Raw genomic sequence first — 23130 nt, 5'->3', positions numbered from 1 at the left:
CGCAATGCGCGCCCCCAAGGACAGGAGCTACTGATGAATTCGACAAAGAAGTCCACCGTCATCGCGTCTCTCGCAATGACGACCGCCCTATTGAGCGGCCATGCGACGGCGCAGGTCCTCACGCTGCATGGCAACCAGGCGACGCAGCAGGTGACCTACTCCACGACGGGCGGCACGCTCGACCCCCGCTTCCCGGTGCAGGTGCAGCACGAGCTGGACCCGAGCGGCAGCAATGTCGTTCGTGCCACTTACGTGACGCAGGACAGCTTGCTGATCAATGTCGGCGACCAGCGCTGCCTTGGTCTCAAGAAGGAAGGCGGGTACGACGCGCTGGTGATCGAGACGTGTCGCGACGATGGAAGCCAGGTATTTCGCCGCGCAGGCGAGCGCCTGGAAATCGACGGTCGCTGCCTCGATGCCACGCGCGTCGCGGGTGGCCCGCATGTCATGGCGGCGGCATGCAACGGTGGAGAGAATCAACGCTGGGTGCGCGAGGGCGACGGCGCGATTCGCAGAAACAGCGGGATGGGTGGGTGTCTGACCGTGTACGACGACGTGAGCGAGGACGGCGTCAAGATCGAGCCGTGCTTCCCGGGTGGCCATGTGCAGCAGCAGTTCCTGACGATGGCGCCCTGAGGTCGGGCAGGTACGGTTCGTGCTGACGAATGCCATGAGAGGCCGCGCACTGCGCGGCCTCTTTTTTGCCGGAAGCGCTGCGCTCGGCATGGGATGTAGAGGCTTCGCGTAGGCCGGAGGCGACGGGTCCGACATCGTGCCGCGCGACGCACTCCGCGTCATTGAAGGATTTTTCCGAATGCAGCGTTGTAAACGTTCGCTCGCCCTGAGCGCGCTCCTCCTCTCCATGTACGCAAATTCCGCCGCCGCCGAGGAAATCGTCGGCGATTTCACCGACGCGACGACGGCGCAAGGTTGGGCACTGTCCTCTGAACTCATCTGGACGGCCCCGTCGGGGGCCGTGCCCACGCCGCCATCGACGAACGGTACGGGCTGGGTGAGCTTGATGGCGCTCTCGCCACACCAGGATCAGATGTCTTATGCGACATCTTCCACGCTCCTGGATACGCAACTGCCGATTCGCATCCAGTACGAGTTCCTGTCGTACGACACGAGAAAGAATATCGGCGCCACTGCCGGGTTCCATCTCATCGACGCGACGAAGGGACCGGAGCTGCACAAGAAGGACAAGTCCTATAACTGCGCTTCGTCGACGCTCATGGTGAGCATGGGCCACGAAGGGATGTACTACGACGGGTGCACCGGTCCCCGCGAATTCTGGAGCAAGTTCAATCGCGTCATCGTGCGCGCCGACAACACGGTGGTTGCGCGCGACCAAGCCCCGATGTGGCTGACCTGCGGCAACTACAACACCTGGCACGGGGAGCGCATCGATGCACGGCATTGCACCACCCGCGAGGAAGCCGTTGCGACCGGCTTCGTCCGCGCGGTTGATGCGCTGGTGACGCCGAACCGCAATGGTGCCGGCTACACGCTCGACGTCACCATCGACGGGCAACCGATCTACCACCAGCTCCCGATCACCAAGACGATACCGGAGTTCGTGCAGTTCGGCCTCTGGGCAGAACACCATGGGCGGCCCCACCATGAAGTCCGCAACGTGCGCGTCACGCAGGACACGCTGCTCGTGAGCGACGTCAACGGCCGTTGCGTCGACGTTGAACGTGGCATCGCCAAGGGGCATCTGATCTATCTGCATGCCTGCCACGGCGGCGCGAACCAGGTCTTCCGGTTCGCGAATGACGCGATCGAAGTCGGTGACCTGTGCATGGACGCCGAGTTCGGCCATTACAGGGACGGCACGCGCGTCATCTCGCAAACGTGCTCCGGCCAGGAAAACCAGCGCTGGGCGCTGATGCAGACCGGCCAGTTGCGCAGCAAGATGGCAGGTGACCAGCGTTGCGTCACGCTCGCGGCGAACGGCATCCACCTGTCGTTGCAACCCTGCGATTCGACATTGGCCACGCAGCGGTTCACCGTGCGCGCGCCGTAATCTTCTGCAAACGGGCGGCGAAAAGCCGCCCGTTTTCTTGCGCAGGCGAGCCGGGACGATTCGCGCTGACGCCTCCAAGGGAGTTCGACACCATTCCGCGCGGCGCAATCGGCGCCCTCGATATGGAATTTTCGTGAATCCAATTTGCAACAAACGCACCGTCGTCACGACGCTTGCGCTGCTCTGCGCCATCGCGTCCGGCACGGCGGTGGCGAAATCCACCTGGACCCTCGACGCGAAGGCCAACCTGTATCCCGGCGCCGATGCAGTCGTCGAGCAACCCTCGGTGGACGGCTCCGGCTGGAAGATGCTGCACAGCAACCAAGCGACCGAGCAGGTGAGCTACGCCACGTCGGGCGAGACACTCGACCCGCTGTTCCCCATCCGCATCAGGTACGAGTTCCTGTCGCACAGCCCCCGCAAGGCCGATGCACGCCTGTTCGGTTTCCAGCTGATGGATGCGCGCGTGGTGAACACGTCGCTCCACCGCGATGGTCGCGGCTGCGCGATGGAAGGGGATTACCTCAGCGTTGGCTTCCAGTGGCGAGGCCAGTTCTCCGCGGCATGTGGTGGTCCGCTCACGCTCGAAAAGAACTTCGTTGCGCTACGCGGCGCGGGAAACCTGTTGCTCGACAAGCGTCCTTCCCCGGTTCCTCTGGCCTGCATGAATTACAAGATGATGCCCAGCGAGCGCGTTCCGGAATTCGAATGCCTCTCGCGCGAGGAAGCCATCACCAAGGGGTTCGTCCGTCGCATGGAAGCCACCCTGACGCCGAAGTCGAACAACGGCGGGTTCCTGCTCGATCTCTCCCTCGACGGGCACTCGGTCCATGACGCGCAGGACGTTGCCATCGCGGCGCCGGATCGACTGCGTTTCGGGATCTTCTCTTTCATCGACAACAGCGGGAGCGCGCACGAAGTGCGCAACGTGCGCGTAACGCAGGATACGTTGCTGGTCAGCGACCTCGACAACCGTTGCCTCGAAGCGCAGGCCGGAAGCGGTGCGTCGCGCCCGGTCGGCGTCCGCGCGTGCAGCGGTGCGAAGGGCCAGGTGTTCCGTCGCGCCGGCAGGCAGCTCGAGGTCGGCGGCAAGTGCCTCGAAGCGCTCGGCCCGCCCTCGTGGCAGCTCGTCGCCGCAACCTGCAATGGCACCGCGCGCCAGGAATGGGTGCGCGACACGCATGGCCGCCTGCGCGCGGACGGCACGCAGATGTGCATCACGGTCGCCGCGGGTGAGCTGCGTCCGACCTTGCAGGCCTGCGCAAACAAGGTGGAACAGCGCTTCCTTGCGATGACGCCGTAACGCAACAAGCCCCTCTCCCGCCGGGAGAGGGGTTTACGCCACGCAACCGTTCGGTTCAACACACGCTCGGTCGATGCAGGGTTCTTCGCCAACAAATGCGCCGCACGCGTCGGCCGCGGCGCGAACGTCCCGCCGCAATTCGGGCAACGCCCCTTCAGCACGCCGGTCGCGCAATCGGCGCAGAACGTGCATTCGAAGGAACAGATCAGCGCGTCGTGCGCATCGGGCGGCAAATCCTTGTCGCAGCATTCGCAGTTGGGGCGCATCTGCAGCATGGTCGAACCTCAGCGGGGGGAGGCAGCGGGAACGAGCGGCGCGCGCGCATTCGCACGGCGCGCACGCAGTGCGCCATCGATCGCGAAGATCGCCAGCGCGATCCAGATGAAGGCGAAACCGACGGCGCGGTCGCGGTCGAAGGCTTCGTGGAAGACGAACACGCCGATCAGGAATTGCATCGTCGGCGCGACGTACTGCAGCAAGCCGATGATCGACAAGGGCACGCGACGCACGGCGTAGGCGAAGCCCACCAGCGGAAGCGCCGTGAGCGCGCCGCTGACGACCAGCATCACGCTCATCGCGACGCCGTAACCGTCGAAGAAACCGCCCTGCCCGTGCGTTTCGCTCCACACGAGCATCGCGACGACCGGGAGGAACAGATACGCGCCTTCGACGCCGAGGCCGTCGATCGAGTCGACCGCCGCGAGCTTGCGGATCAACCCGTACAACGCGAACGACGCGGCGAGCGCGAGTGCGATCCACGGCAACTGGCCGAAGCGGAACGTCAGCCACGCCACGCCCAGCGTCGCGATCGCGACCGACATCCACTGCACGCGCCCGAGGCGTTCGCGGAGGAACACGACGCCCAGCAACACATTGAGCAACGGATTGATGAAGTAACCCAGGCTCGATTCGACGACGTGGCCGGCATTCACCGCCCAGATGTACAGGCCCCAGTTGAAGCCGATCAGCACGCCTGAGAGCGCGAGCATCCACCACGTGTTCGGTTTGGACAGCGCGCGCTTCAACCAACCGCGCCCGTCGCGCCAGAACAGGAACGCGCCCACGATCACCGCGCTCCACGCGATGCGATGCAGCACGATCTGCAGCGAAGGCACCGACTTCATCAGGTGCCACCACAGCGGCATGACGCCCCACAGGAGGAACGAGGCGATCGCGATCCACAGACCGCGACGGTCGAGCGTCTGTCCGCTCACGCCGCGGGCTCCTCGGCGGCTTCGCGCAGGTCGGCCTTCGTCGGTGCGGGCGATCCGGCGCGCGCCTTCGCGAGCGTGATCAGCACGACACCTGCGAGGATCACCGCCATCGCACCGAGGTCGTGCGAGGTGAAGGATTCACCGCCGATCAACGCGCCGATCAACACCGCGAGCGGCGGGTTGACGTAGGCATAGCTGGTCGCGAGTGCCGGCCGCACGTGGTGCAGCAACCAGATGTAGGCGGTGAAGCCGAAGATCGAACCGGCCACGACGAGATACAACAGCGCGGCGGTGGATTCGAAACTCGGCATCGTCGTGATGCGTTCGCCCGCGACCAGCGCGACGACGATCAGCCACAAGGTGCCGACGAGCATCTGCCCCGCGGCGGCCATGAACGGCTCCGGCAAGTCCTGGTCGCGCGACCAGATCGACCCCCACGCCCACGCAAGCGGCGCGATGATCAAACAGATCAGCCCGACCTTCGAGCCCGACAACTCACCGCCGACACTCAGCCAGATCACGCCGAGGAAACCGACGATCAGGCCGCTCCATTCCATTGGCGAGGGATGGCGGCCCTTGAGCATCGCGAACACGCCGGCGAACAGCGGCATCGACGCGACCGCGATCGCCGCCAGGCCCGAGCCGACTTCCGTCTCGGCCTTGTTCACCAGCGCGTTGGACAACACGACCATGAAGATCGACAGCTTGGCGAGCGTGATCCATTGCTTCTTCGTCGGCGGCGCCGCGCCGCGCATGCGCAGCACCGCGTACATGATCGAACCGGCGATCGCCATGCGGATCGCGGCCAGCAGGAACGGCGGATAGCCGTGCAGCGCGAAACGGATCGCAAGGTAGGTCGAGCCCCACAGGATGTAGACCGACGCGAGCGCCAATCCGATCGCGAGCGGGGAGGCGGCTTTGATGGGCGTGCTCATGCGGGGGCTTGGGCGAAGAAGGCGTGGGGGAACGGATGGGGGTCGCTCGCGTCGATTCGGCAGGCGAGCCATTGCAGGCCGGACAGATGCTGGTGGTCGTGGCTGCACAACAGGTGCATCAAGCCGCGCACGCTGACCGGGCCAAAGCCGTCGAAGGTCGCGGGGCGTTCCAGTTGCGCGGGCGTCAGCGATGCGAGCAGCGCGATGGTTTCCGCACGCGCAGCTTCGAATTCATCGAGCGCTTGTTCCGCGCTGCCACGATCACCCTTCGACTCGGTCAGCACGTAGCTGTCGATATCGGCGAGCACCGGAGCGTCTTCTTCCAGCGTGCGGCGGAAGCGCACGTGGTAGCCCTCGCGCTCGATGTCGCGCAGGTGCCAGAGCTGGTGCAGCGGGTCGAAGTGTTCGCTTGGGCAGCCCTCCCAGGCCTGCGGCCGGAACCGGGCGTGGCGGGGCGGAATCGCGGCGTAATGCGCGCGCAGTGCCTGTGGGAAAAGCGCGAGGGAAGCGAGGATCGGATCCTGCATCTGGGCTCCCGACGAGGGGGAAGTCGGAAGCCGCCACTCTAGCGAGGCCCCCGGAATCGCGCTTGAAAATTCGTGCGCTTGCGCGCAAGAATCTTGCATGGCGCGAGAACGCGCATCACCCTTGGCGAGCACACGATGTCGACAACGCCCCTCGCGCTGGACGAATTCGACCACCGGCTGCTCGAGCTGCTGCAACGCGACGCCGACGCCACGTTGTCCGCGCTCGGCGACGAGGTGGGCCTGTCGGCCAGCGCAGTGCAACGCCGCATCAAGCGCTATCGCGAATCGGGCCTGATGCGCCAGGTCGCCGTGCTGAATCCGGCGATGCTCGGCAACATCACGCTGGCGACGGTGCTGGTGGCGCTGGAGCGCGAATCGGCGCGCCACCACGCGGCGTTTTATGCGCGCATGCGCAGTTCGACGGAAGTGCAGCAGTGTTACGTGCTCGCGGGGGAATGGGATTACCTGGTGATCCTCGCGACCACCGGCTTGCCGCACACGCGCGAAGTGGCGGAGCGCTTGTTCGGTAACGACGAGACGCTCAAGCGTTACGAGACGCGCATGGTGTTCGAGCCGATCAAGTTGGGGTTGCATTTGCCTACGCGGCCGCCGGTGAAGCGGAAGAAGTAACGCGCGAAACGCCGCAACCCCTCCCCAGCCCTCCCCTGCTCGCAGGGGAGGGAGTACTACGCGGCGGCGGCTTGTTCGCGATGCAGCAGTTGCGCCTTGAGCGGGAGGCCCCAGCGGTAGCCGCCCAGGGTGCCGTCGTTGCGCACGACGCGATGGCACGGCACGAGGATCGCGACGCGGTTGTGCGCGCAGGCATTCGCGATCGCGCGCGCGCCCTGCGGTGCGCCCACGTCGGCGGCCAGCGCCGAATAGCTGCGCGTTTCGCCGCGCGGGATGCGCATCAACGCGTCCCACACTTTTTTCTGGAATGCGGTGCCGAGCAGGTCGAGATCGACATGCGCCTGCTTGCCTGCGAGGACATCGGCCACGGCGCGCACGCGCGGCGCGAGGAATTCGTCGCGGCCGGCGTCGACGCGTTCGAGCTGCGCCTGCGGGAATTCCATGTGCAGGCTGCGCTCCAGGCCCGCAGGATCGCGGCCGAGTTCCACCATGCAGATGCCGCGCTCGGTGGTCGCGACCAGCGCGTCGCCGAGTGCGGTGTCGACGATGCTCCAGCGAATGCGTTCGCCCTGACCGCCTGCGCGATAACGCGCGGGCGTCATGCCCAGGCGCGCGGCGCCGTCTTCATAAACACGCGAAGGAGAGCCATAACCGGCGTCGTACAGCGCGCCGCTCACGTCGTCGCCATCGCGCAGCGCGGACTTCAATGCGCCGAGCTTGCGTTGCGCGAGGAACTGCGCCGGGCTGAGCCCGAAGCGCGCGGTGAAGCTGCGCTGCAGATGCGAGGCACTCAGGCCCACGATCTCGGCGAGCACCTCCAGCGTGGGCTCGTCCGTCTCCAGCACGCGGCGGGCGTGCTCGAGCTTGCGGATGGTCGTTTCGCTGGCCTTGGTTGCGATCATGTCCATGGGGACAAACGATACGGGCGCCCGAAGGCGCCCGATATCCGATTCTTGCCCAGCGCCTTGTCGGGAAACCCCGAATCCAGGCGCCAGCCGACGGTCACTCCGACCAGTGCCCCATCGTCCGCGAAGCCGGCAGCACCTGCTGCGAGAGCTTCTGGTCGTTGGTCAGCAGGGTGAGCGCATCGGCGAGGATCGCGGCGGATTCGCGCAGCAGCGGATCCGGGCGCTTCTCTTCCAGCTTCTCGCGCTTGGCGTCTTCGGCGATGTTGCGCTCGTTGGCCTGCAGGCCGTCGTCCTTGTCGTCGGAGAACGGATCCAGCGGCAGGCCCAGCGCCTTGCGTTCGGCCTGGCGCTGCTTGCGCTTGGCTTCGAACTTGTCGCGCTCGGCGCGGCGGTCGGCTTCGTTGAGCGAGACCGACTTCTTCGCCGATTCCTCGCGGAACTGCGCCACGTCGTCGGACCACCACTGGAATTCCTTGTCCTTCGCCACGCGCGCGGCGTGCAGCGCATCGAGGCGCGGGATGATCGGCGCGAAGTTGCCGTACTGCGTGTGGTCGACCGCCTGGATGCGCGACCACGGCAGCGCGTTGTCGTAGGTGCTCTCGCCGAACTCGCTGGCATCCACCGTCACCGGGAAGCGGATGTCCGGCACCACGCCCTTGTGCTGCGTGCTGCCGCCGCTGATGCGGAAGAACTGCGCGATGGTGAGCTTCACCTGCCCGTACTTGTCGCCGTCGTTCTGCGGCCAGCGGTCGAGGTCGATCAGGTTCTGCACCGTGCCCTTGCCGAAGGTCGTCTCGCCGATGACCAGGCCGCGGCCGTAATCCTGGATCGCACCGGCGAAGATTTCCGACGCCGACGCCGAACCACGATTGATCAGCACCGCGAGCGGGCCGTCCCACGCAACGCCGGCGCGCGTGTCGTCCTCGACGCTCACGCGTCCGCCGGATTCGACCACCTGCACCACCGGGCCGCGATCGACGAACAAGCCGGTCAACTCGACCGCTTCGGTCAGCGAACCACCGCCGTTGTTGCGCAGGTCGAGCACGACGCCGTCGACCTTCTGCACCTTCAACTGCGCGAGCAGCTTGGAGACATCGCGCGTGGCCGACGCGTAGTCGTTGGCATTCTTCCGACGGCCTTCGAAGTCCTGGTAGAACGCCGGCAGCTTGATCACGCCGATCTTGCGCGGCGCGCCACCATCGACGCCCGGCACGGTGATCGTCTGCGCCTTGGCGGCCTGTTCTTCCAGGCGCACCTTGTCGCGCGTGAGCACCAGGCGCGTGGGCTTGGAATCGGCGGGCGATTCGGCCGGCACCACGTCGAGGCGCACGGGCGTGCCCTTGTTGCCGCGGATCTGTTCGACGACATCATCGATGCGCCAGCCGACCACGTCCTTCATCTCGCCCGACGTGCCCTGCCCGACGGCGACGATGCGGTCGCCCGGCTTGAGCTTGCCGCTGCGCGAAGCAGGGCCGCCCGCGATGATCTCGCGGATCACGACCACTTCGTCCTGCTTCTGCAGCACCGCGCCGATGCCTTCCAGCGACAGCGACATCGTCAGGTTGAAGTTGGCCGCGGTGCGCGGGTTGAAGTAATCGGTGTGCGGATCGATCGAATTGGCATACGAGGTGAGGAAGGTCTGGAAGACATCCTCGCCGTTGAGATCGTCGACGCCCTTGAGCAGGTTGGCGTAACGCTTGTCGAGCGTCTTGCGGATTTCCTCCGGCGACTTGCCGGCGAGCTTCAGGCGCAGCCAATCGTTGCGCACCGACTGCGTCCAGATGCGATCGAGCGTGGCCGTATCGGTCCACGGCGCGTCTTCGCGATCGTAGTCGTAGCGGTCGGTGCCGCTGAAATCGAACTTGTCGTTCTTCAACACCTTGCGCGCGAACGCGGTGCGCTCGGCCACGCGCTGCTTGTAGATGGCGAACATCGCGTACGGCGCGTCCATCGCGCCGCTCTTGATCGCATCGTCGAGCTGCGTCTGGTACGGCGAGAACTTCGCGACGTCCTGCGCGGTGAAGAACAGCTTCCCGGGATCCATCGCCTCCAGGTACCGCTTGTAGATGTCCTTCGACAGCGCGTCGTCGAGCGTGCGCGGCCGATAGGCGAAGCGGCTGTCCGACAGCAAGCCGTAGACCAGTTCGGCGGTCTTCGTCTGCGCGGCGCTGGGGCCGCCTGGCAGCTTGGCGTCGTCGTCGGCGCGCGCGAGCAACGCGATCGGTGCGGACAGCGCAAGCGCGATGGTGAGGACGGGGAGGGTCTTGCTGAGCTTCATGGGCGCTTCCGGGCCCGGTGGGGCGGGCCGACAAGGGGAACAACGGGGTGAGGCAGGTGCGACGGCAGTCAGACTGCGACCGGCACCGATGGTTCGACAGTGCCGAAAGTTTCGGCGCTGCGCCAGCGGCAAAAGGTGAGACTGAGCGTTCAGACGGTGGGTACGGTTCAGTCCGCACACCCGCTTTCGCGCCGCTTTAACGGAATCCGAAGACGAATCCGAACCGGGCCTTTACGCCGCGACGAAGCCCGCGTCTATCGCCTGCCGGTCGGCGTGGTACGACGAGCGCACCAACGGCCCCGAGGCCACGTGGGTGAAGCCGAGCGACATGCCGTACACCTCGAGCGCCTTGAACTCGTCGGGCGTCCAGTAACGCAGCACCGGATGGTGGTGCGGGCTGGGCTGGAGGTACTGGCCGATGGTGATCATGTCGACGTCGTGCGCGCGCAGGTTGCGCAGCGTCGCCTGCACCTGCTCCATCGTCTCGCCCAGCCCGAGCATGATCCCGGACTTGGTGGCGACGTCGGGATGCTGCGCCTTGAACTTCTTCAGCAGCGTCAGCGACCAGGTGTAGTCGGCGCCGGGGCGGACGTTCGAATAAAGATCCGGCACCGTCTCGACATTATGGTTGAACACATCCGGCGGGTTGTTCGCGAGGATTTCCAGCGCGCGGTCCATGCGGCCCTTGCCGCGGAAGTCGGGCGTGAGGATCTCGATCTTCGTGCGCGGGCTGTGGTGGCGCACCGCGCTGATGCAGTCGACGAAGTGCTGGGCACCACCGTCGCGCAGGTCGTCGCGGTCGACGGAGGTGATCACGACGTACTTCAGGCCCATGTCGGCGATGGTCGTCGCCAGGTGCAGGGGCTCGCCGGCATCCGGCGGTTTCGGGCGGCCGTGGGCGACGTCGCAGAACGAGCAGCGGCGCGTGCACACCTCGCCGAGGATCATGAAAGTCGCGGTGCCGTGGCTGAAGCACTCGTGGATGTTCGGGCAGCTGGCTTCCTCGCACACCGTGACCAGGCGGTTCTCGCGCAGCTTGGCCTTGAGGTTGGCCACCGAGTTGCCCGACGGGATGCGCACGCGGATCCAGGACGGCTTGCGCAACACCGGCGTGTCGGCGAACTGCACCGGCGAGCGCGCGATCTTGTCGCCCGCGATTTGCTTCGCGCCCGGCACGAGCGACGGTGCGGCATCGCCGACGATGGTCAGCGGGATGGCCTTGGACTCGGTTTCGCTCATGGGGAAGGTGTCGCGAACAATTCGGGGGGCGCGGGCTGGAGCCGCAGGCCGAATTGTACGGCGAGGTGCTCCAGCAGCTTGGGTTTGACGGCGTCGAGGTCGTTCGGGCCGCCCAGGTCGTCCATCGCGACCACCTGCAGGCCCGCATAACCGCACGGATTGATCCGGCGGAAGGGCTCCAGGTCCATCGCGATGTTGAATGCGAGGCCGTGGAAGGTGCAGCCGCGGCGCACGCGGATGCCCAGGGCGGCGACCTTCGCATCGTTCACATAGACACCGGGCGCGCCGTCGCGGCGCTGCGCCACGATGTTCCAGTCGCCCAGGGTGTCGATGACGGCCTGTTCGATGCGGTGGACGTACTCGCGCACGCCCACCTTCAGCCGTTTGAGGTCGAGCAAGGGGTAGGCGACGATCTGGCCCGGGCCGTGGTACGTGACCTGCCCGCCGCGATCGACGTGGATCACGGGGATATCTCCCGGCATCAGCACGTGTTCAGGCTTGCCGGCCTGGCCCAGCGTGAACACCGGATCGTGCTCGACCAGCCAGATTTCGTCGGGCGTTTGTTCGGTGCGCGCATCGGTGAAGGCCTGCATCGCGCGCCAAACCGGTTCGTAGGCCATGCGGCCGAGGTCGCGCACGTGCGCCGGGGGCGCGGCGATCGCGCGCGCAACGGCCACATCCGGCGCGGCGGCGACGCTCACAGCGTCCACTTCACCTCGGGATGCGCGCGCAGGGCCGCGTGCGCGGCGTCGTACTGCTCGCGTGAGTCGGCTTTGAAGGCGATGCGCACCGAGACGTACTTGCCGTTGGAAGAGTGCTTCCAGCTGACCGATTCGCTCACCACGTCGATGCCCGCGTCCATCAGCAGCCGCGGGAGTTCGGCCTGCAGGTCCTTGTCGGCCGAGCCCATGGCGGAGAGCTCGAAGGTGCCGGGAAACTGGAAGCCGTGCTCGGGGTTGTCGGACTTGATCTCCATCGCCGGATTATGGGACCGTGATCCGGCGAACCCAACCCCGACAGTACGACGCTCCATTTAATTATTTCGCGGGCGTTCGCAGCACGCAGCCCCTAGGATCGGGCGCTCCTTTGCACGGCCCCCGCCTCGCGTTCCACTGGACGTGGTTCCCGGCGCGGCGGCTCCCGCTGGCCTTCGACCGCATGCGACACCGCCCCGAGCCGACTTCCGCCCGCTACCGTTTCGGTGCGCGCGTGCTCGACCTCGCGCGACGCGAGCTCCGCCTGGACGGCGTGCCGCAGCCGCTTCCTGCGCGCGTTTTCGAATGCCTGCAGACCCTGATCGAACATCGCGACCGCGCCGTCGGCCGCGATGAACTGGTGCGCGCGGTCTTCGGCCGGCCCGATGTCTCCGATGCGCAGCTGGCGCAGGTTGTGTTGCGCGCGCGGCGCGCGGTCGGCGATGACGGGCAGGAGCAGCGTGCGATTCGCACCGTGCCGCGCTTCGGGTTCCGTTGGGCGATGGACGTCGAGGTGCTCGGCGAAGAGGTTGTTGCGGAGCCGGCCGTCGTCGAACCCGTGGTTGTTGCGCCGGCCATCGTTGCGTCTGCTGTCGTCGCGCCTCCCATCGTCGAACCACGCACCGAAGAACCACCGCCGCATCGTGCAGCGAACGATGATCGCGCGCCCGAACACGCTGCCGTCGTCGTCCCGCCAAAACCACGCCGCTGGCTCCCGCTCGCACTCGCATTCATCGCTTTGTTCTCGATCGCCACGTATGTCGCATGGCCGCATCTGCCGTGGTCGAAGGCCAACGCCGTCGCCACCCAATCGCGCGACGCCATCATCATCTTGCCGATGCAGGTGGAAGGCGACGACACCGCCGCGTGGGCGCGCCTGGGCATGATGGATTTCGTCGTCGATCGCTTGCGCCGCGCGAATCAACCCGTGTGGTCGAGCGAAGCGACGCTCGCCCTGTTGCGCGCGCACGGCCCGACAATGGATGCGCAGCGCATGCGGCAGGATTCGCCGGCGGCGTGGATCGTCGAATCGCGTGCGCGCAACGTGCGGCAGCGTTGGGATGTGTCGCTGACGGCGCGCGATGCGAACGGACACACCATTGCCGGCCGCGCGACGGCCACCGATCTCGTCGGCGCGACGCGGCAGGCGACCGATCTGTTGCTCGCCGCGATCGGCGGCGGCTCGCCCGACAGCGCGCAGGGCACGCGAGCGCTTGGCGCGCGGGATTTCGACGAACGCCTGCAGCGCGCGCAATCGGCCTTGCTCGCGAACGATCCCGAAACCGCACGCCGCCTGCTGCTCGACGCGCCGCTCGCGCAACGCCTGACGCCGCAACTGCAATACCGCCTCGCGCAGGTCGATTTCGCCGATGGCCGGCACGTGGACGGCCTCGAGAAAACCACGCGCCTGCTGCAACTGCCCGACGTGCAGGCCGACGCCACGCTGCGCGCGCAACTGGAAGCCTTGCAAGGTCGCTTGTTGATGCGCCTGGATCGCTACGCCGAAGCCGAACGCAGTTTCGATCGCGCGATCGCCGCGTTCGCACCGACGCCCAACGCAAGTGAGCTAGGCCGCGCACTGATCGGACGCGGCACCGCGCGCATGGCGCAGGGCCGCTTCGACGACGCGCTCGCCGACCTCGGCAGCGCGCGCGTGCAACTGCTGCGCGCGGGCGATCGGCTGTCGGTCGCGAAGGTCGACGGCAATCTCGGCGTGCTCGAAATGCAACGCGACCATCCGCAGCAGGCCGCGCAATCCTTCGAAAAAGCCGAGCGCGACTTCAAGGCGCTCGATGCGACGGTGGAGTTGTCCGGCGTGCGCAACATGCTCGTCGCGATGCATTTGCTGCTGCTGCAACCCGACCAGGCGCTGGCCGTGAGCGACCGCGCGTGGGCCGTGCGCGATCGCCTTCGCGATCCGGCGCATGTCGCCGATGCGTTGCTCGGCCGCGCCGAAACCCTGATCGCCATCGGCCGCCTGCAGGAAGCGGACAAGTTGCTGCGCCTGCCGCAGTCGCGCGCCGCCTCGCACGGCGATTTCCATCGCCACGAATACCTGGAGATGGAACTGGCGCGCCAACGCGGCGAGCTGGCGACGGCCGCGCGGATCGGCACGCAGGCATTGCGCGACTGGCCGGCCGAACGCAACGGCCGCTTGCGCGCGTGGGTCGCCTGGCGCGTGCAGGAAGCGGCGCTCGATGCGGACTTGCCGACACCGCCGAACGACTCGGCCGCCGACAACGATCCGCTGACCAAACAACTCGCCGTCGCCGTACGCCACCGTCGGGGAGGCGACGAACGCGCCGCCGATGCCGCGTACAAATCCGCCATCGACATCGCCGAGGCGAGCGGCGTGCCCGGGATGATCGCCAACGCGGTCGCCGCACGCGCGCGTTGGCTGCTTTCGCAGGGACGACTGGACGAGGCGACGGCGCTCGTCGGTCGCGTCGCGCCCTGGGCCGATCGCGATTTCGAACTCGCGTTGTTGCAGGTCGCCCTCTACACGCACCTGCAACAGGCCGGCCAACAGCAGGCCGCACTCGCCGTCGCGCGCCGCCTGGCCGGCGAAAGGCCCGTGGTAACGCGCCTGTAAAGCGATCGTCATGCGTTTGGAATGGCGCGCGCCGGGGTGCGTGCCAGCGTCGGGGGCTCACCCACCCCTGTCGCGAGACGCCCGATGCCACGCACGAAGTTGTATGCCGCACTGCTGTTGATGATCGCCACGCCGCCCGCCGCGCTCGCGCAGCAGGCCGCCCGACAGGACGTCGAACCCACCTCCACGCGCGACGATTGTCGCGTCGTCGAGTCCGCAGAACCCGACGCCAATGGCCTTTATCGCGCAGTGTTGGAATGCACGCGTGCGCCCGTGGTCGCCACGCCCAACGCCATGCTGGCGACCGGCGCGCAGCCGGTCGTCGCACTGAAGCCGGCGCCGGGCGAGGAAGGCCCGCCGCCGGTGCCGGACAACGACGGCCTGGATTACTTCTCCTCCAACGGTTCGGCCGACAACGACGCGACCGAAGCGGGTTGGGGTTCGGTCGCCGCCGGCCCGTACACCAAGGCGCTGGGCAACCAGTCCATCGGCTTCGGCTGGGGCGCGATGGCCACCGGCGAATGGACCGTCGCGCTGGGTTACAGCGCGCAGGCGCTGACCTCGCAGGACATCGCGATCGGCACGATGTCGATCGCCTCGGGCAACGGCGCGGTCGCCATCGGCGGCGCGACCAACTGGATCGCCGGCTGGCACAACACGCAGGCGACCGGCGCGCTGTCCGTTGCGGTCGGCACTGGTTCGGTGGCGTCCGGCAACTTCAGCACGGCGCTCGGCACCGGCGCGGTCGCCGATGGCGACGACGCGGTCGCGGTCGGCGAAGCGGCCGTCGCGCGCGGCGAGCAGGCCACCGCGATGGGCCTGGCCTCGTACGCGTACGGCATGGCGTCCACCGCGATCGGCGTGGGCAGCTACGCCGCGGGCGAAAGCGCGACGGCGATCGGTTCGTTCACCCAGGCCGAAGGCTTCTGGAGCAGCGCGATCGGCACCGGCGCGTACGCGCAGTACGACTACGCCAACGCGATCGGTTCCTTCGCCGAAGCCGACGGCTTCGCGTCGACGGCGGTCGGCGTCGGCGCGGTCGCGCTCAGCGCGAACAGCACCGTGCTCGGCGGCGCGTATTTCGTCGGCGCGTCCGACGACGGCAGCGTGTGGGACGGCGATCTCGTGCGTTCCTTCGCCGATGGCCAGGGCGCAACCGCGGTCGGCGCCGGCGCGCAGGCGATGGCCGACCAGGCCACCGCGATGGGCACGCTGAGCCAGGCGATCGGTTTGGACAGCCTCGCGGTCGGCGCGATGTCGATGGCCGAGTCCGATCAGTCGACCGCCGTGGGCAACTACAGCAACGCGCTCGGCACCGCTTCGACGGCCGTCGGCAATGGCGCGATGGCGCGCGGCGAATACGCGACGGCGAACGGTTACAACGCCGCCGCGATCGGCGACGAAAGCGCCGCGATGGGCTTCGGCAGCGATGCCAGCGGCGCGGCGAGCGTCGCGCTCGGTGCGCACGCCAGCGCGTCGGCCGACAACGCGGTCGCGCTGGGTTCGAACTCGGTCGCCGATCGTGCGAACTCGGTGTCGATCGGCAGCGACGGCTTCGAACGCCAGCTCACGCACGTCGCCGACGGCACGGAAGATTTCGACGCGGTGAACGTGCGCCAGTTGCGCGCGGCGGGCCTGGTCGACACCGACGGCAGCACGCTGCACGCGGTGACGTACGACTCGATGACCGCCGATCGCGTGAGCTTCGGCGGCTTCGGCGGCACGACGCTGACCAACGTGCGCGCCGGCATGATCAGCGCGACCAGCCTGGATGCGATCAACGGCGCGCAGCTGTACGCGTTTGGCCAGACCTACCTCGCGCAGCTCACCGCGCTCGACGATCGCGTGACGGATCTCGAAAACGCGGCGCCCGGCGGCACCGGCGGCGACGACAGCCATGTCGACGTCGACGGCGGCCTGCCGGGTTCCGACGATGCGAATGCGGGCACGGGCACCGGCGGCGTCGCGATCGGTTCGAACGCGCAGTCCACCGGCACCGGTGGCGTCGCGGTCGGCAGCAATGCCGCAGCGACGTCGGCGAACTCCGTCGCCGTCGGTCAGAACACGTCGGTGCAGGCGAGCGGTGGCACGGCGATCGGTGCAGGCGCAACGGTCACCGCCGCGGCGACGAATTCCGTCGCGCTCGGCCAAGGTTCGGTCGCCGATCGCGCGAACACCGTTTCCGTCGGTTCGCAGGGCCACGAGCGCCAGGTGACCAACGTCGCGGCGGGCACGGCCGATACCGATGCGGCCAACGTCGGCCAGATGAACGAAGGCGACGCGCGCACGCTCAACGAGTCGCGTGCGTACACCGACGCGGTCTTCGCCGATCTCGTCGCCGCGCCGTTGCAGGCCGTCGACGATCTGCGCAGCCAGGTGAACAAGCGCTTCGACAAAACCGACGAACGCATCGACCAGATGGGCGCGATGAACGCCGCGATGCTCAACATGGCGACGAGCGCGGCAGGCGTGCACCAGACCAATCGCGTCGGCGTGGGCGTCGGTTTCAGCGGCAGCTCGCAGGCGCTGTCGATCGGTTACCAGCGCGCGATCGGCGAAAAGATGACGGTCACGCTCGGCGGCGCGTTCAGCGACGACGAAGCCTCGGCCGGCGCCGGCGTCGGCTTCGGTTGGTAATCCCTCCCCTTTCCCTCTGGGGCCAGGGACCGGCCCCGATCTTTTTGGAACTCACATGACCCTTCGTCTTTCCACGTGCCTTGGCGCATGCGCGCTCGCCGCGGCCGTTTCGCTTTCCTTCGTCGGCATGCGCGCGACCGCCGCCGGCGTCGCCGTGCGCGTCCAGGACGCCAAGCCCGCGCCCACGCAGCAGGCCCCGCAGCGTCGTTTCATCGTGCGCTATCGCACGGGCACGTTGCAGCGTTCGAGCACCACGGCTGCACTCGATGCAGCGCGCGCCGCCGTCGTGCGTTCGGGCATCGCCGCGTCGATTCCCGGCCTCACCGTTCGCCACGTGCGCCGCATGGGCTCGGGCGCCGACGTGATCGCGTTGTCGCGTTCGCTGGATTCGGCCGCGACCGCATCGCTGCTCTCCGCACTCGCGTCGGATCCGAACGTCGCGTCCGTCACGCCGGATCGTCGTCTGTACCACACCGGCATCGCCGCGCCGACGATGCTGCCGAACGATCCGCTCAGCCAGCAGTATCAGTGGCACTTCTACAACTCCGTCGGCGGCATCAAGGCGCCGGCGGCGTGGGACAGCGCGACCGGTACGGGCGTCGTCGTCGCGGTGCTCGACACCGGCGTCACCGATCACCCCGATCTCTCGCCGAACCTGTTGCAGGGTTACGACTTCATTTCCGATGCCTTCATCTCGCGCCGCGCGACCGACGAACGCGTGCCCGGCGCGCACGACTACGGCGACTGGAACGACGACTTCACCCAGTGCGAGATGAGCAACAGCAGCTTCCACGGCACGCACACGGCGGGCACGGTGGCCGAAGTCTCGAACAACGGCATCGGCCTGGCCGGCGTCGCGCACGGCGCGAAGGTGTTGCCGGTGCGCGTGCTCGGTCGTTGCGGCGGTTACACCTCCGACATCGCCGACGCGATCGTGTGGGCCTCGGGCGGCACGGTGCCCGGTGTTCCGGCGAATGCGAATCCCGCCGAAGTGATCAACATGAGCCTTGGCGGCCAGTTCCTGTGCGAAGAGTCGATGCAGAGCGCGATCGACACCGCCGTGGCCAACGGCACGACCGTCGTCGTATCGGCCGGCAACAGCAACGCGAATGCATCGGAGTTCTCGCCGGCCAGCTGCAACAACGTCATCACCGTCGGCGCGTCGCGCATCACCGGCGGCAAGGCGTTCTATTCCAACTTCGGCAAGAAGGTGGACCTGTCCGCGCCGGGCGGCGGTGGTGGCCAGGACGGCGGCGCCGCCGGTTACGTGTGGCAGACGCTCAACGACAGCGCGACCGCGCCGGAACTGGGCAGTCCCGCGTACGGCGGCATGGCGGGTACGTCGATGGCCGCGCCGCACGTCGCGGCGGTCGCCGCGCTCGTGCAGGGCAAGGCGAGCACGCCGCTCACGCCGGCGCAGATGGAAACGATGTTGAAGGCGACCGCGCGCCGCTTCCCCGTCACGATTCCGACCAACCAACCGATGGGCACCGGCATCCTCGATGCGAAGGCTGCGGTGGCGACGGTGTTGCCGCCCTGCCAGGGCCCGGATTGCGAAACCGCCGCGCGCCCGCTCGTGAACAAGACGCCGGCCAAGGGCCTGTCGGGCGCCGCGAACGCGCAACTGTCGTACGTGATCGACGTGCCGATCGGTGCGAGCGCGCTGAGCTTCATGACCTACGGCGGCACCGGCGACGTCACGTTGCTCGTGCGTTACGCGCAGGTGCCGACGACGACCGCGTACGACCTGTCGTCGGTGCACGCGGGCAACAACGAAACCATCCGCGTGCCGGTGACGCGCGGCGGCCTGTACTACGTGAAGGTCGTCGGAGCGAAGGCCTTCACCGCGGTGACGCTGGAAGCGCGCCACAACTGATTCACGCTGGGAGTGGTGGCTGCGTTGCGCACGGATGCGCGCGCGGACACCGGCGCGCCCGACGGAACGCACCGCGTTCCGTCGGGCGTTGCTTTGCAGGACGCACGATTCAATCCATCAACAGGGGGCTGTTGTGAACTGGCTGAAGACAACACTGTGCATCACCACGCTTGGACTCCTCGCCGCCTGTAGCGGCGGAAGCAATCACGCCGTCGCGCCGAAGGTCGTGGCGGAAAAACGCCCGGCGCCGGCACCCGTCAACGGGTTCCCGCGCATCCGCACCGGCGGCCCGCAACCGATCGCCAAGTACACCGGCTTCACCGGCCAGGACTTCCCGAACCTGCGCGAAGCGCGCACGTCGGCGAACTGCGATCCGGCCCATCCCGACAACGCCAACTTCGCGGCCAACGTGATCGACGTCGGCCCGTCCGCGCCGCTCACCAACCTGGCGCAGGTGGCTTGGGAATCCTTGCCGCCGCACACGATGGTGCGCATCCACCCGAAGTCGACGCCGTACAACGAACGCATCTTCATCGTCACCAGCGACGTCAAGGTGTGCGGCATTCGCGACGGCAACGGCGCTCGCCCGAAGATCTCCGGCCTGAACGCACGCGTGCGCAACAGCAGCGCGTTGCAGAACGAGATCGGCACGCCGGGCGAGGAGTATTCGACGGTCAATCGCGGCATCGTGGCCATCGCGCGCGACAGCGGCATCAGGAACATCGCGGTCGAAGGCTTGAACCTGACCGCCACGATGACGCCGCCCTACGCCGGCGACGACCACGAAGCCAGCTACATCGGCATGGACAACCAGTCGCACCTGTACAACTCGCACACCGGCTGCCTGTACGTCTCGCGCGCGCAGGACGTCACGCTGCGCGACAACGAGTTCTCGTTCTGCCCGGTCGGCGTCTACGTCATCAGCCGCGGCCTGGATTACGGCGGCGACCACTACCTCACGCGCAACTTCCTGCTGGAAGGCAACTACTTCCACGACAACGGCCTGGTCGACGACTACAACGTGCACCAGGCCTACATCCAGGGCGTCAACTTCGTCGTCCAGTACAACTACTTCGGCAATCCGATCCGTTGGGACATCGACAACAACGGCACCATCGACAACGACGAAGCCTCCAACGGCAACGACCTGAAGATGCGCACGGTCGGTGAGTTGGTGCGCTACAACTATTTCGAGAACGGCGCGCATTCGATCGACCTGATCGACATCGAGGACTTCCGTCCCTCGGTGTTCCCGTGGTTCTTCAACCTGCTGGCCGACCAGGATCCGAGCGCGGCCACGCCGGCGGCGCGCATCACGATGCAGCGCGACTGGGCGAAGTACCAGTTCGGCAGCTTCATGTACGGCAACATCTTCCGTCGCGACCAGAAGGTGCACGTGCAGACGATGGGCGCCTCGATGGTGCACTTCGGTTCGGACAACAGCCCGATCGACGGCCGCCGCGGCAAGCTGTGGTTCTACTTCAACACCGTCGTGACGAGCTTGAACAAGAACAGCAGCCAAGGGGCTGCGACCTTGTTCAGCTGCTGCCTGGACAACGCGAGCTCGTGGGACTTCTATGACGGCAACCTCGTGCTCGACCCCAACAACGTCGACTTCCGCATGGTCGTCAACGGGAAGGACTACGGCGTGATTCGTCGTCGCACGCCGGAAGAGTTCTGGGGTCGCTACGTCGCCGTCAACAATGCGGTGCAGGTGATGAGCGCCAGTAACGGGCTTTCGAACGCACAGCCTTTCCACTGGAATACCTACAAGGGCGAGCAGATCGAGTTGCGCCGCAACTTCGTCACCAGCAACTGGAACCAACCTTTGTGGACCGGCTATCCGACGCCGGGTTACGGCGACAACGAAGTCGCGCTCGAAGAGTTCAGTTATCCCGGCGCGCATGACCACCACCACGTCACCGGTGTCGCCAACCTGACGACATCCGGAACGTTTCCGCTCAATCCGGGCACGACCGCGCCGGTGAACGGCAACGCGATCTGCACGCAGGCGGTTGCGTGGACGCCGGAGATTCCCGTCGCCGCGCGTCCGAACTATCAGATCCGATTGCAGGCCAACGGCAGTGGTTGGACGCCTGGCGTGTTGTTGGTCAGCGCACGCACCGCGCACACGACGCTGGGGGCGAGCCAATGCAACTGATGGCTGCGTTGCGGATTGCGCTGTACACGAGCGCGTTGGGCACCCTCGCAGCGTGTGGCGGCGTGGGTGGCAACGCGAACAACAGCGCACGTGTCGCGACTAAAGGCGTCGCGGCGTCGCGCATCGCGAATGCGACGGCGCCGCGCGCGACGCCCGTCGAACCGACGGCGGCTCCCAACCTCGCCGCGTTATGGCCGAATCCGGTCAGGACCGGTGGCCCGCATCGCCCCATCCGGATTTCAACGATGGGCATCGGCGGCAGTGGCTATCTCGATTACGGGTGCATCAACGATGCACAGCGACCTTCGGGCTACGGCAGCCTTTTCGTTCGCGCAGGCGCGACGGGGAACGGCACGCGCGCCAATCCCTACGGAACGATCACGCAAGCCGTCGTCGCCGCGGGCAGCAATCGCACGGTCATCTGCGTTGCGAGCGGCGCTTACTCCGAGAACATCGACCTCGGCATGCAGCGCCGGCAGATCCTCGTCGGTGGATTGAACACGACATTCACCGCGCGCAATGCGCTCGCCACACCCACGACCGTCACCGCCGCCAACGCGAACCAACACGTCATGCACGCGGAGGCGCCCATCGATCTGACGATCGATGGGTTCGTGATCACGGGCAGCAACAATCGCGGCATCGAAGCGACCGCGTGGGATGCGAACGAGCGCATCACCCTGCGCAACAACCACGTGCACCACAACGGTTGCACGACGCCGACGGCGCGCACGGATTGCGGCGGCGTGGATGTCGGCGGCGGCCGGACGGTCGTGGTGGAAATCGCCAACAACCTGATCGAAGAGAACGGCGGCGGCCACCACGGCGGCGGCATCAACGTCGGCGGCGGCACCGAGAACATCGGCACGCTGGATCAAACCACCAGCGCCAACGATGGGTTCGGCACGGTCGTCAGCATGACCGGCGCGGTCGCGAAGGTGCACCACAACATCATCCGCAACAACCGTCTGTACGAGGAGTCGTTGCCGCACGGCGCGGGCATGGCCATCGGCATGAACGGCGATGTGCACCACAACCTGTTCTTCGGCAACGACACGGTGTCCGATGGCGACCATTACGGCGTCGGCGCGGGCCTGATCGGCCAGCACGATCGCGGCGGAAGCGCGTCGGTCGCGTTGCTCACCGTGCGCAACAACTGGTTCGAAGCCAATCGCACGACCAAGGCCGGCTCGGCGATCTTCCTCGACCAGTACACCGTCGGCTACGTCTACAACAACGTCGTGGTGCGCAACTTCGGCACGGGCGCGATCCTCGTCGACGGCAATTGCGGCGACACGTGCGCAGGACCCAACGGCAACCACGGCCGCAACTTCGTGACGATCCTGAACAACACGATCGCGGACAACGACGGGGCCGGGCTCGCGGTGCAGGACAGCACGGCGCACGTGTACTTCAACCTCTTCTGGCGCAATCGCGATGCCGATGTCGATGGCGACATCGCGTCGATGGGCGGATCGCCAGGTGCGGACAACCGCATTCGCGGTGCTTACAACATCATCGACATCAATCCGGCGAGCTTCCCGCTGCTGACCCACTCGGTGAGTGGCGAAGGCATTTCGAACCTGCTGCGCTCCCTGGCGAACAAGGATTACCGCCTCACCGATCCGGACAACCCGCTGCATCCGTATCGGATGGATCAGCAGTTCGTTCCGGCGATCGCGTTGCCGGTGGTGTTGCAGCCGCCGGCTGTGGATTACAACGACGTTCCGCGGCCCGATGGCACGGGGCGGTATCTGTACGGCGCGTACGGCAGATAGCAAAACGCGGCGAGGGCGCGTGCATGCGCTGTCGCCGCGTTCCATCGC

Annotated in this window: 17 protein-coding genes and 1 pseudogene; 9 read left to right on the top strand and 9 right to left on the bottom strand. The window is 67.0% G+C overall.

The annotated features are described in order from the left end of the window. The first annotated feature begins 33 nt into the window (after positions 1 to 33). From GN331_RS04515 to GN331_RS16955, 3 genes are all read left to right on the top strand, one after another. A complete protein-coding gene (locus GN331_RS04515; protein ID WP_156640653.1) occupies positions 34 to 636 on the top strand; it encodes a ricin-type beta-trefoil lectin domain protein in 603 nt (200 codons plus the stop codon). Between the two features lie 136 nt (positions 637 to 772). Beyond that, positions 773 to 2029: a ricin-type beta-trefoil lectin domain protein gene (locus GN331_RS16960; protein WP_156640652.1), complete on the top strand. Its 1257-nt coding sequence runs from the start codon at positions 773 to 775 to the stop codon at positions 2027 to 2029. Between the two features lie 133 nt (positions 2030 to 2162). Next, positions 2163 to 3332 carry a ricin-type beta-trefoil lectin domain protein gene (locus GN331_RS16955; protein WP_156640651.1) on the top strand — a complete coding sequence of 390 codons (1170 nt, stop codon included), beginning with the start codon at positions 2163 to 2165 and terminating at the stop codon, positions 3330 to 3332. Between the two features lie 164 nt (positions 3333 to 3496). Here GN331_RS16955 and GN331_RS16695 read toward each other — a convergent pair. The 4 genes and pseudogenes from GN331_RS16695 to GN331_RS04485 all read right to left on the bottom strand — a co-directional run. Beyond that, a pseudogene (locus tag GN331_RS16695) lies at positions 3497 to 3598 on the bottom strand (DUF1272 domain-containing protein); the annotation flags it as partial. Between the two features lie 18 nt (positions 3599 to 3616). Further along, complete coding sequence (gene rarD, locus GN331_RS04495; protein ID WP_331713367.1) at positions 3617 to 4546, bottom strand: EamA family transporter RarD; 930 nt, start codon at positions 4544 to 4546, stop codon at positions 3617 to 3619. Next, positions 4543 to 5481 (bottom strand): drug/metabolite exporter YedA, encoded by a 939-nt coding sequence (yedA, locus tag GN331_RS04490; protein ID WP_156640650.1) that lies wholly within the window; start codon positions 5479 to 5481, stop codon positions 4543 to 4545. Before yedA ends, rarD begins: the two co-directional genes overlap by 4 nt. Further along, positions 5478 to 6008, bottom strand: coding sequence for a DinB family protein (locus GN331_RS04485; RefSeq protein ID WP_156640649.1), 531 nt, complete (start codon positions 6006 to 6008; stop codon positions 5478 to 5480). The genes yedA and GN331_RS04485 overlap by 4 nt, the downstream gene beginning before the upstream one ends. 135 nt (positions 6009 to 6143) lie before the next feature. Here GN331_RS04485 and GN331_RS04480 point away from each other — a divergent pair, with 135 nt between their 5' ends. After that, complete coding sequence (locus GN331_RS04480; protein ID WP_156640648.1) at positions 6144 to 6638, top strand: Lrp/AsnC family transcriptional regulator; 495 nt, start codon at positions 6144 to 6146, stop codon at positions 6636 to 6638. Between the two features lie 56 nt (positions 6639 to 6694). Here GN331_RS04480 and GN331_RS04475 read toward each other — a convergent pair whose 3' ends face one another. From GN331_RS04475 to GN331_RS16690, 5 genes are all read right to left on the bottom strand, one after another. Then, a complete protein-coding gene (locus GN331_RS04475) occupies positions 6695 to 7546 on the bottom strand; it encodes a methylated-DNA--[protein]-cysteine S-methyltransferase (protein ID WP_156640647.1) in 852 nt (283 codons plus the stop codon). A gap of 94 nt (positions 7547 to 7640) precedes the next feature. Beyond that, complete coding sequence (locus GN331_RS04470; RefSeq protein WP_156640646.1) at positions 7641 to 9824, bottom strand: carboxy terminal-processing peptidase; 2184 nt, start codon at positions 9822 to 9824, stop codon at positions 7641 to 7643. Between the two features lie 231 nt (positions 9825 to 10055). After that, positions 10056 to 11063: a lipoyl synthase gene (gene lipA, locus GN331_RS04465; protein ID WP_156640645.1), complete on the bottom strand. Its 1008-nt coding sequence runs from the start codon at positions 11061 to 11063 to the stop codon at positions 10056 to 10058. Beyond that, entirely contained in the window at positions 11060 to 11773 is a 714-nt protein-coding gene (lipB, locus tag GN331_RS04460) for a lipoyl(octanoyl) transferase LipB (RefSeq protein WP_425489263.1), read from the bottom strand. Before lipB ends, lipA begins: the two co-directional genes overlap by 4 nt. Then, complete coding sequence (locus GN331_RS16690) at positions 11761 to 12039, bottom strand: DUF493 family protein (RefSeq protein ID WP_231734332.1); 279 nt, start codon at positions 12037 to 12039, stop codon at positions 11761 to 11763. The genes lipB and GN331_RS16690 overlap by 13 nt, the downstream gene beginning before the upstream one ends. Before the next feature lie 182 nt (positions 12040 to 12221). On the opposite strand from GN331_RS16690, the gene GN331_RS04450 reads away from it, so the two are divergent. From GN331_RS04450 to GN331_RS04430, 5 genes are all read left to right on the top strand, one after another. Then, positions 12222 to 14630 carry a winged helix-turn-helix domain-containing protein gene (locus tag GN331_RS04450; protein ID WP_156640642.1) on the top strand — a complete coding sequence of 803 codons (2409 nt, stop codon included), beginning with the start codon at positions 12222 to 12224 and terminating at the stop codon, positions 14628 to 14630. Between the two features lie 84 nt (positions 14631 to 14714). After that, positions 14715 to 17267, top strand: coding sequence for a YadA-like family protein (locus GN331_RS04445; RefSeq protein ID WP_197426991.1), 2553 nt, complete (start codon positions 14715 to 14717; stop codon positions 17265 to 17267). 55 nt (positions 17268 to 17322) lie between these two features. Continuing rightward, positions 17323 to 19143, top strand: coding sequence for a S8 family serine peptidase (locus GN331_RS04440; protein ID WP_156640640.1), 1821 nt, complete (start codon positions 17323 to 17325; stop codon positions 19141 to 19143). Between the two features lie 133 nt (positions 19144 to 19276). Continuing rightward, entirely contained in the window at positions 19277 to 21304 is a 2028-nt protein-coding gene (locus tag GN331_RS04435) for a hypothetical protein (RefSeq protein ID WP_156640639.1), read from the top strand. Further along, positions 21295 to 23082 carry a DUF1565 domain-containing protein gene (locus GN331_RS04430; RefSeq protein ID WP_156640638.1) on the top strand — a complete coding sequence of 596 codons (1788 nt, stop codon included), beginning with the start codon at positions 21295 to 21297 and terminating at the stop codon, positions 23080 to 23082. Before GN331_RS04435 ends, GN331_RS04430 begins: the two co-directional genes overlap by 10 nt. Positions 23083 to 23130 lie beyond the last annotated feature (48 nt).

Origin of the sequence: Noviluteimonas gilva, assembly GCF_009740395.1 — a bacterium.
Classification (GTDB): Bacteria; Pseudomonadota; Gammaproteobacteria; order Xanthomonadales; family Xanthomonadaceae; genus Noviluteimonas; species Noviluteimonas gilva.
Note: the sequence above shows the minus strand (reverse complement) of the source record. Positions and strands in the feature narration are given on the sequence as shown.

What these genes read in the sequence shown, in the direction of transcription:
- GN331_RS04440 (WP_156640640.1), top strand. Translation starts at nt 17,323, where the DNA reads ATGACCCTTCGTCTTTCCACGTGCCTTGGCGCATGCGCGCTCGCCGCG.
- GN331_RS04445 (WP_197426991.1), top strand. Translation starts at nt 14,715, where the DNA reads ATGCCACGCACGAAGTTGTATGCCGCACTGCTGTTGATGATCGCCACG.
- yedA (WP_156640650.1), bottom strand. Translation starts at nt 5,481, where the DNA reads ATGAGCACGCCCATCAAAGCCGCCTCCCCGCTCGCGATCGGATTGGCG.
- GN331_RS04450 (WP_156640642.1), top strand. Translation starts at nt 12,222, where the DNA reads ATGCGACACCGCCCCGAGCCGACTTCCGCCCGCTACCGTTTCGGTGCG.
- GN331_RS04430 (WP_156640638.1), top strand. Translation starts at nt 21,295, where the DNA reads ATGCAACTGATGGCTGCGTTGCGGATTGCGCTGTACACGAGCGCGTTG.
- GN331_RS04515 (WP_156640653.1), top strand. Translation starts at nt 34, where the DNA reads ATGAATTCGACAAAGAAGTCCACCGTCATCGCGTCTCTCGCAATGACG.
- GN331_RS04480 (WP_156640648.1), top strand. Translation starts at nt 6,144, where the DNA reads ATGTCGACAACGCCCCTCGCGCTGGACGAATTCGACCACCGGCTGCTC.
- GN331_RS04470 (WP_156640646.1), bottom strand. Translation starts at nt 9,824, where the DNA reads ATGAAGCTCAGCAAGACCCTCCCCGTCCTCACCATCGCGCTTGCGCTG.
- GN331_RS04475 (WP_156640647.1), bottom strand. Translation starts at nt 7,546, where the DNA reads ATGGACATGATCGCAACCAAGGCCAGCGAAACGACCATCCGCAAGCTC.
- GN331_RS04485 (WP_156640649.1), bottom strand. Translation starts at nt 6,008, where the DNA reads ATGCAGGATCCGATCCTCGCTTCCCTCGCGCTTTTCCCACAGGCACTG.
- lipA (WP_156640645.1), bottom strand. Translation starts at nt 11,063, where the DNA reads ATGAGCGAAACCGAGTCCAAGGCCATCCCGCTGACCATCGTCGGCGAT.
- GN331_RS16690 (WP_231734332.1), bottom strand. Translation starts at nt 12,039, where the DNA reads ATGGAGATCAAGTCCGACAACCCCGAGCACGGCTTCCAGTTTCCCGGC.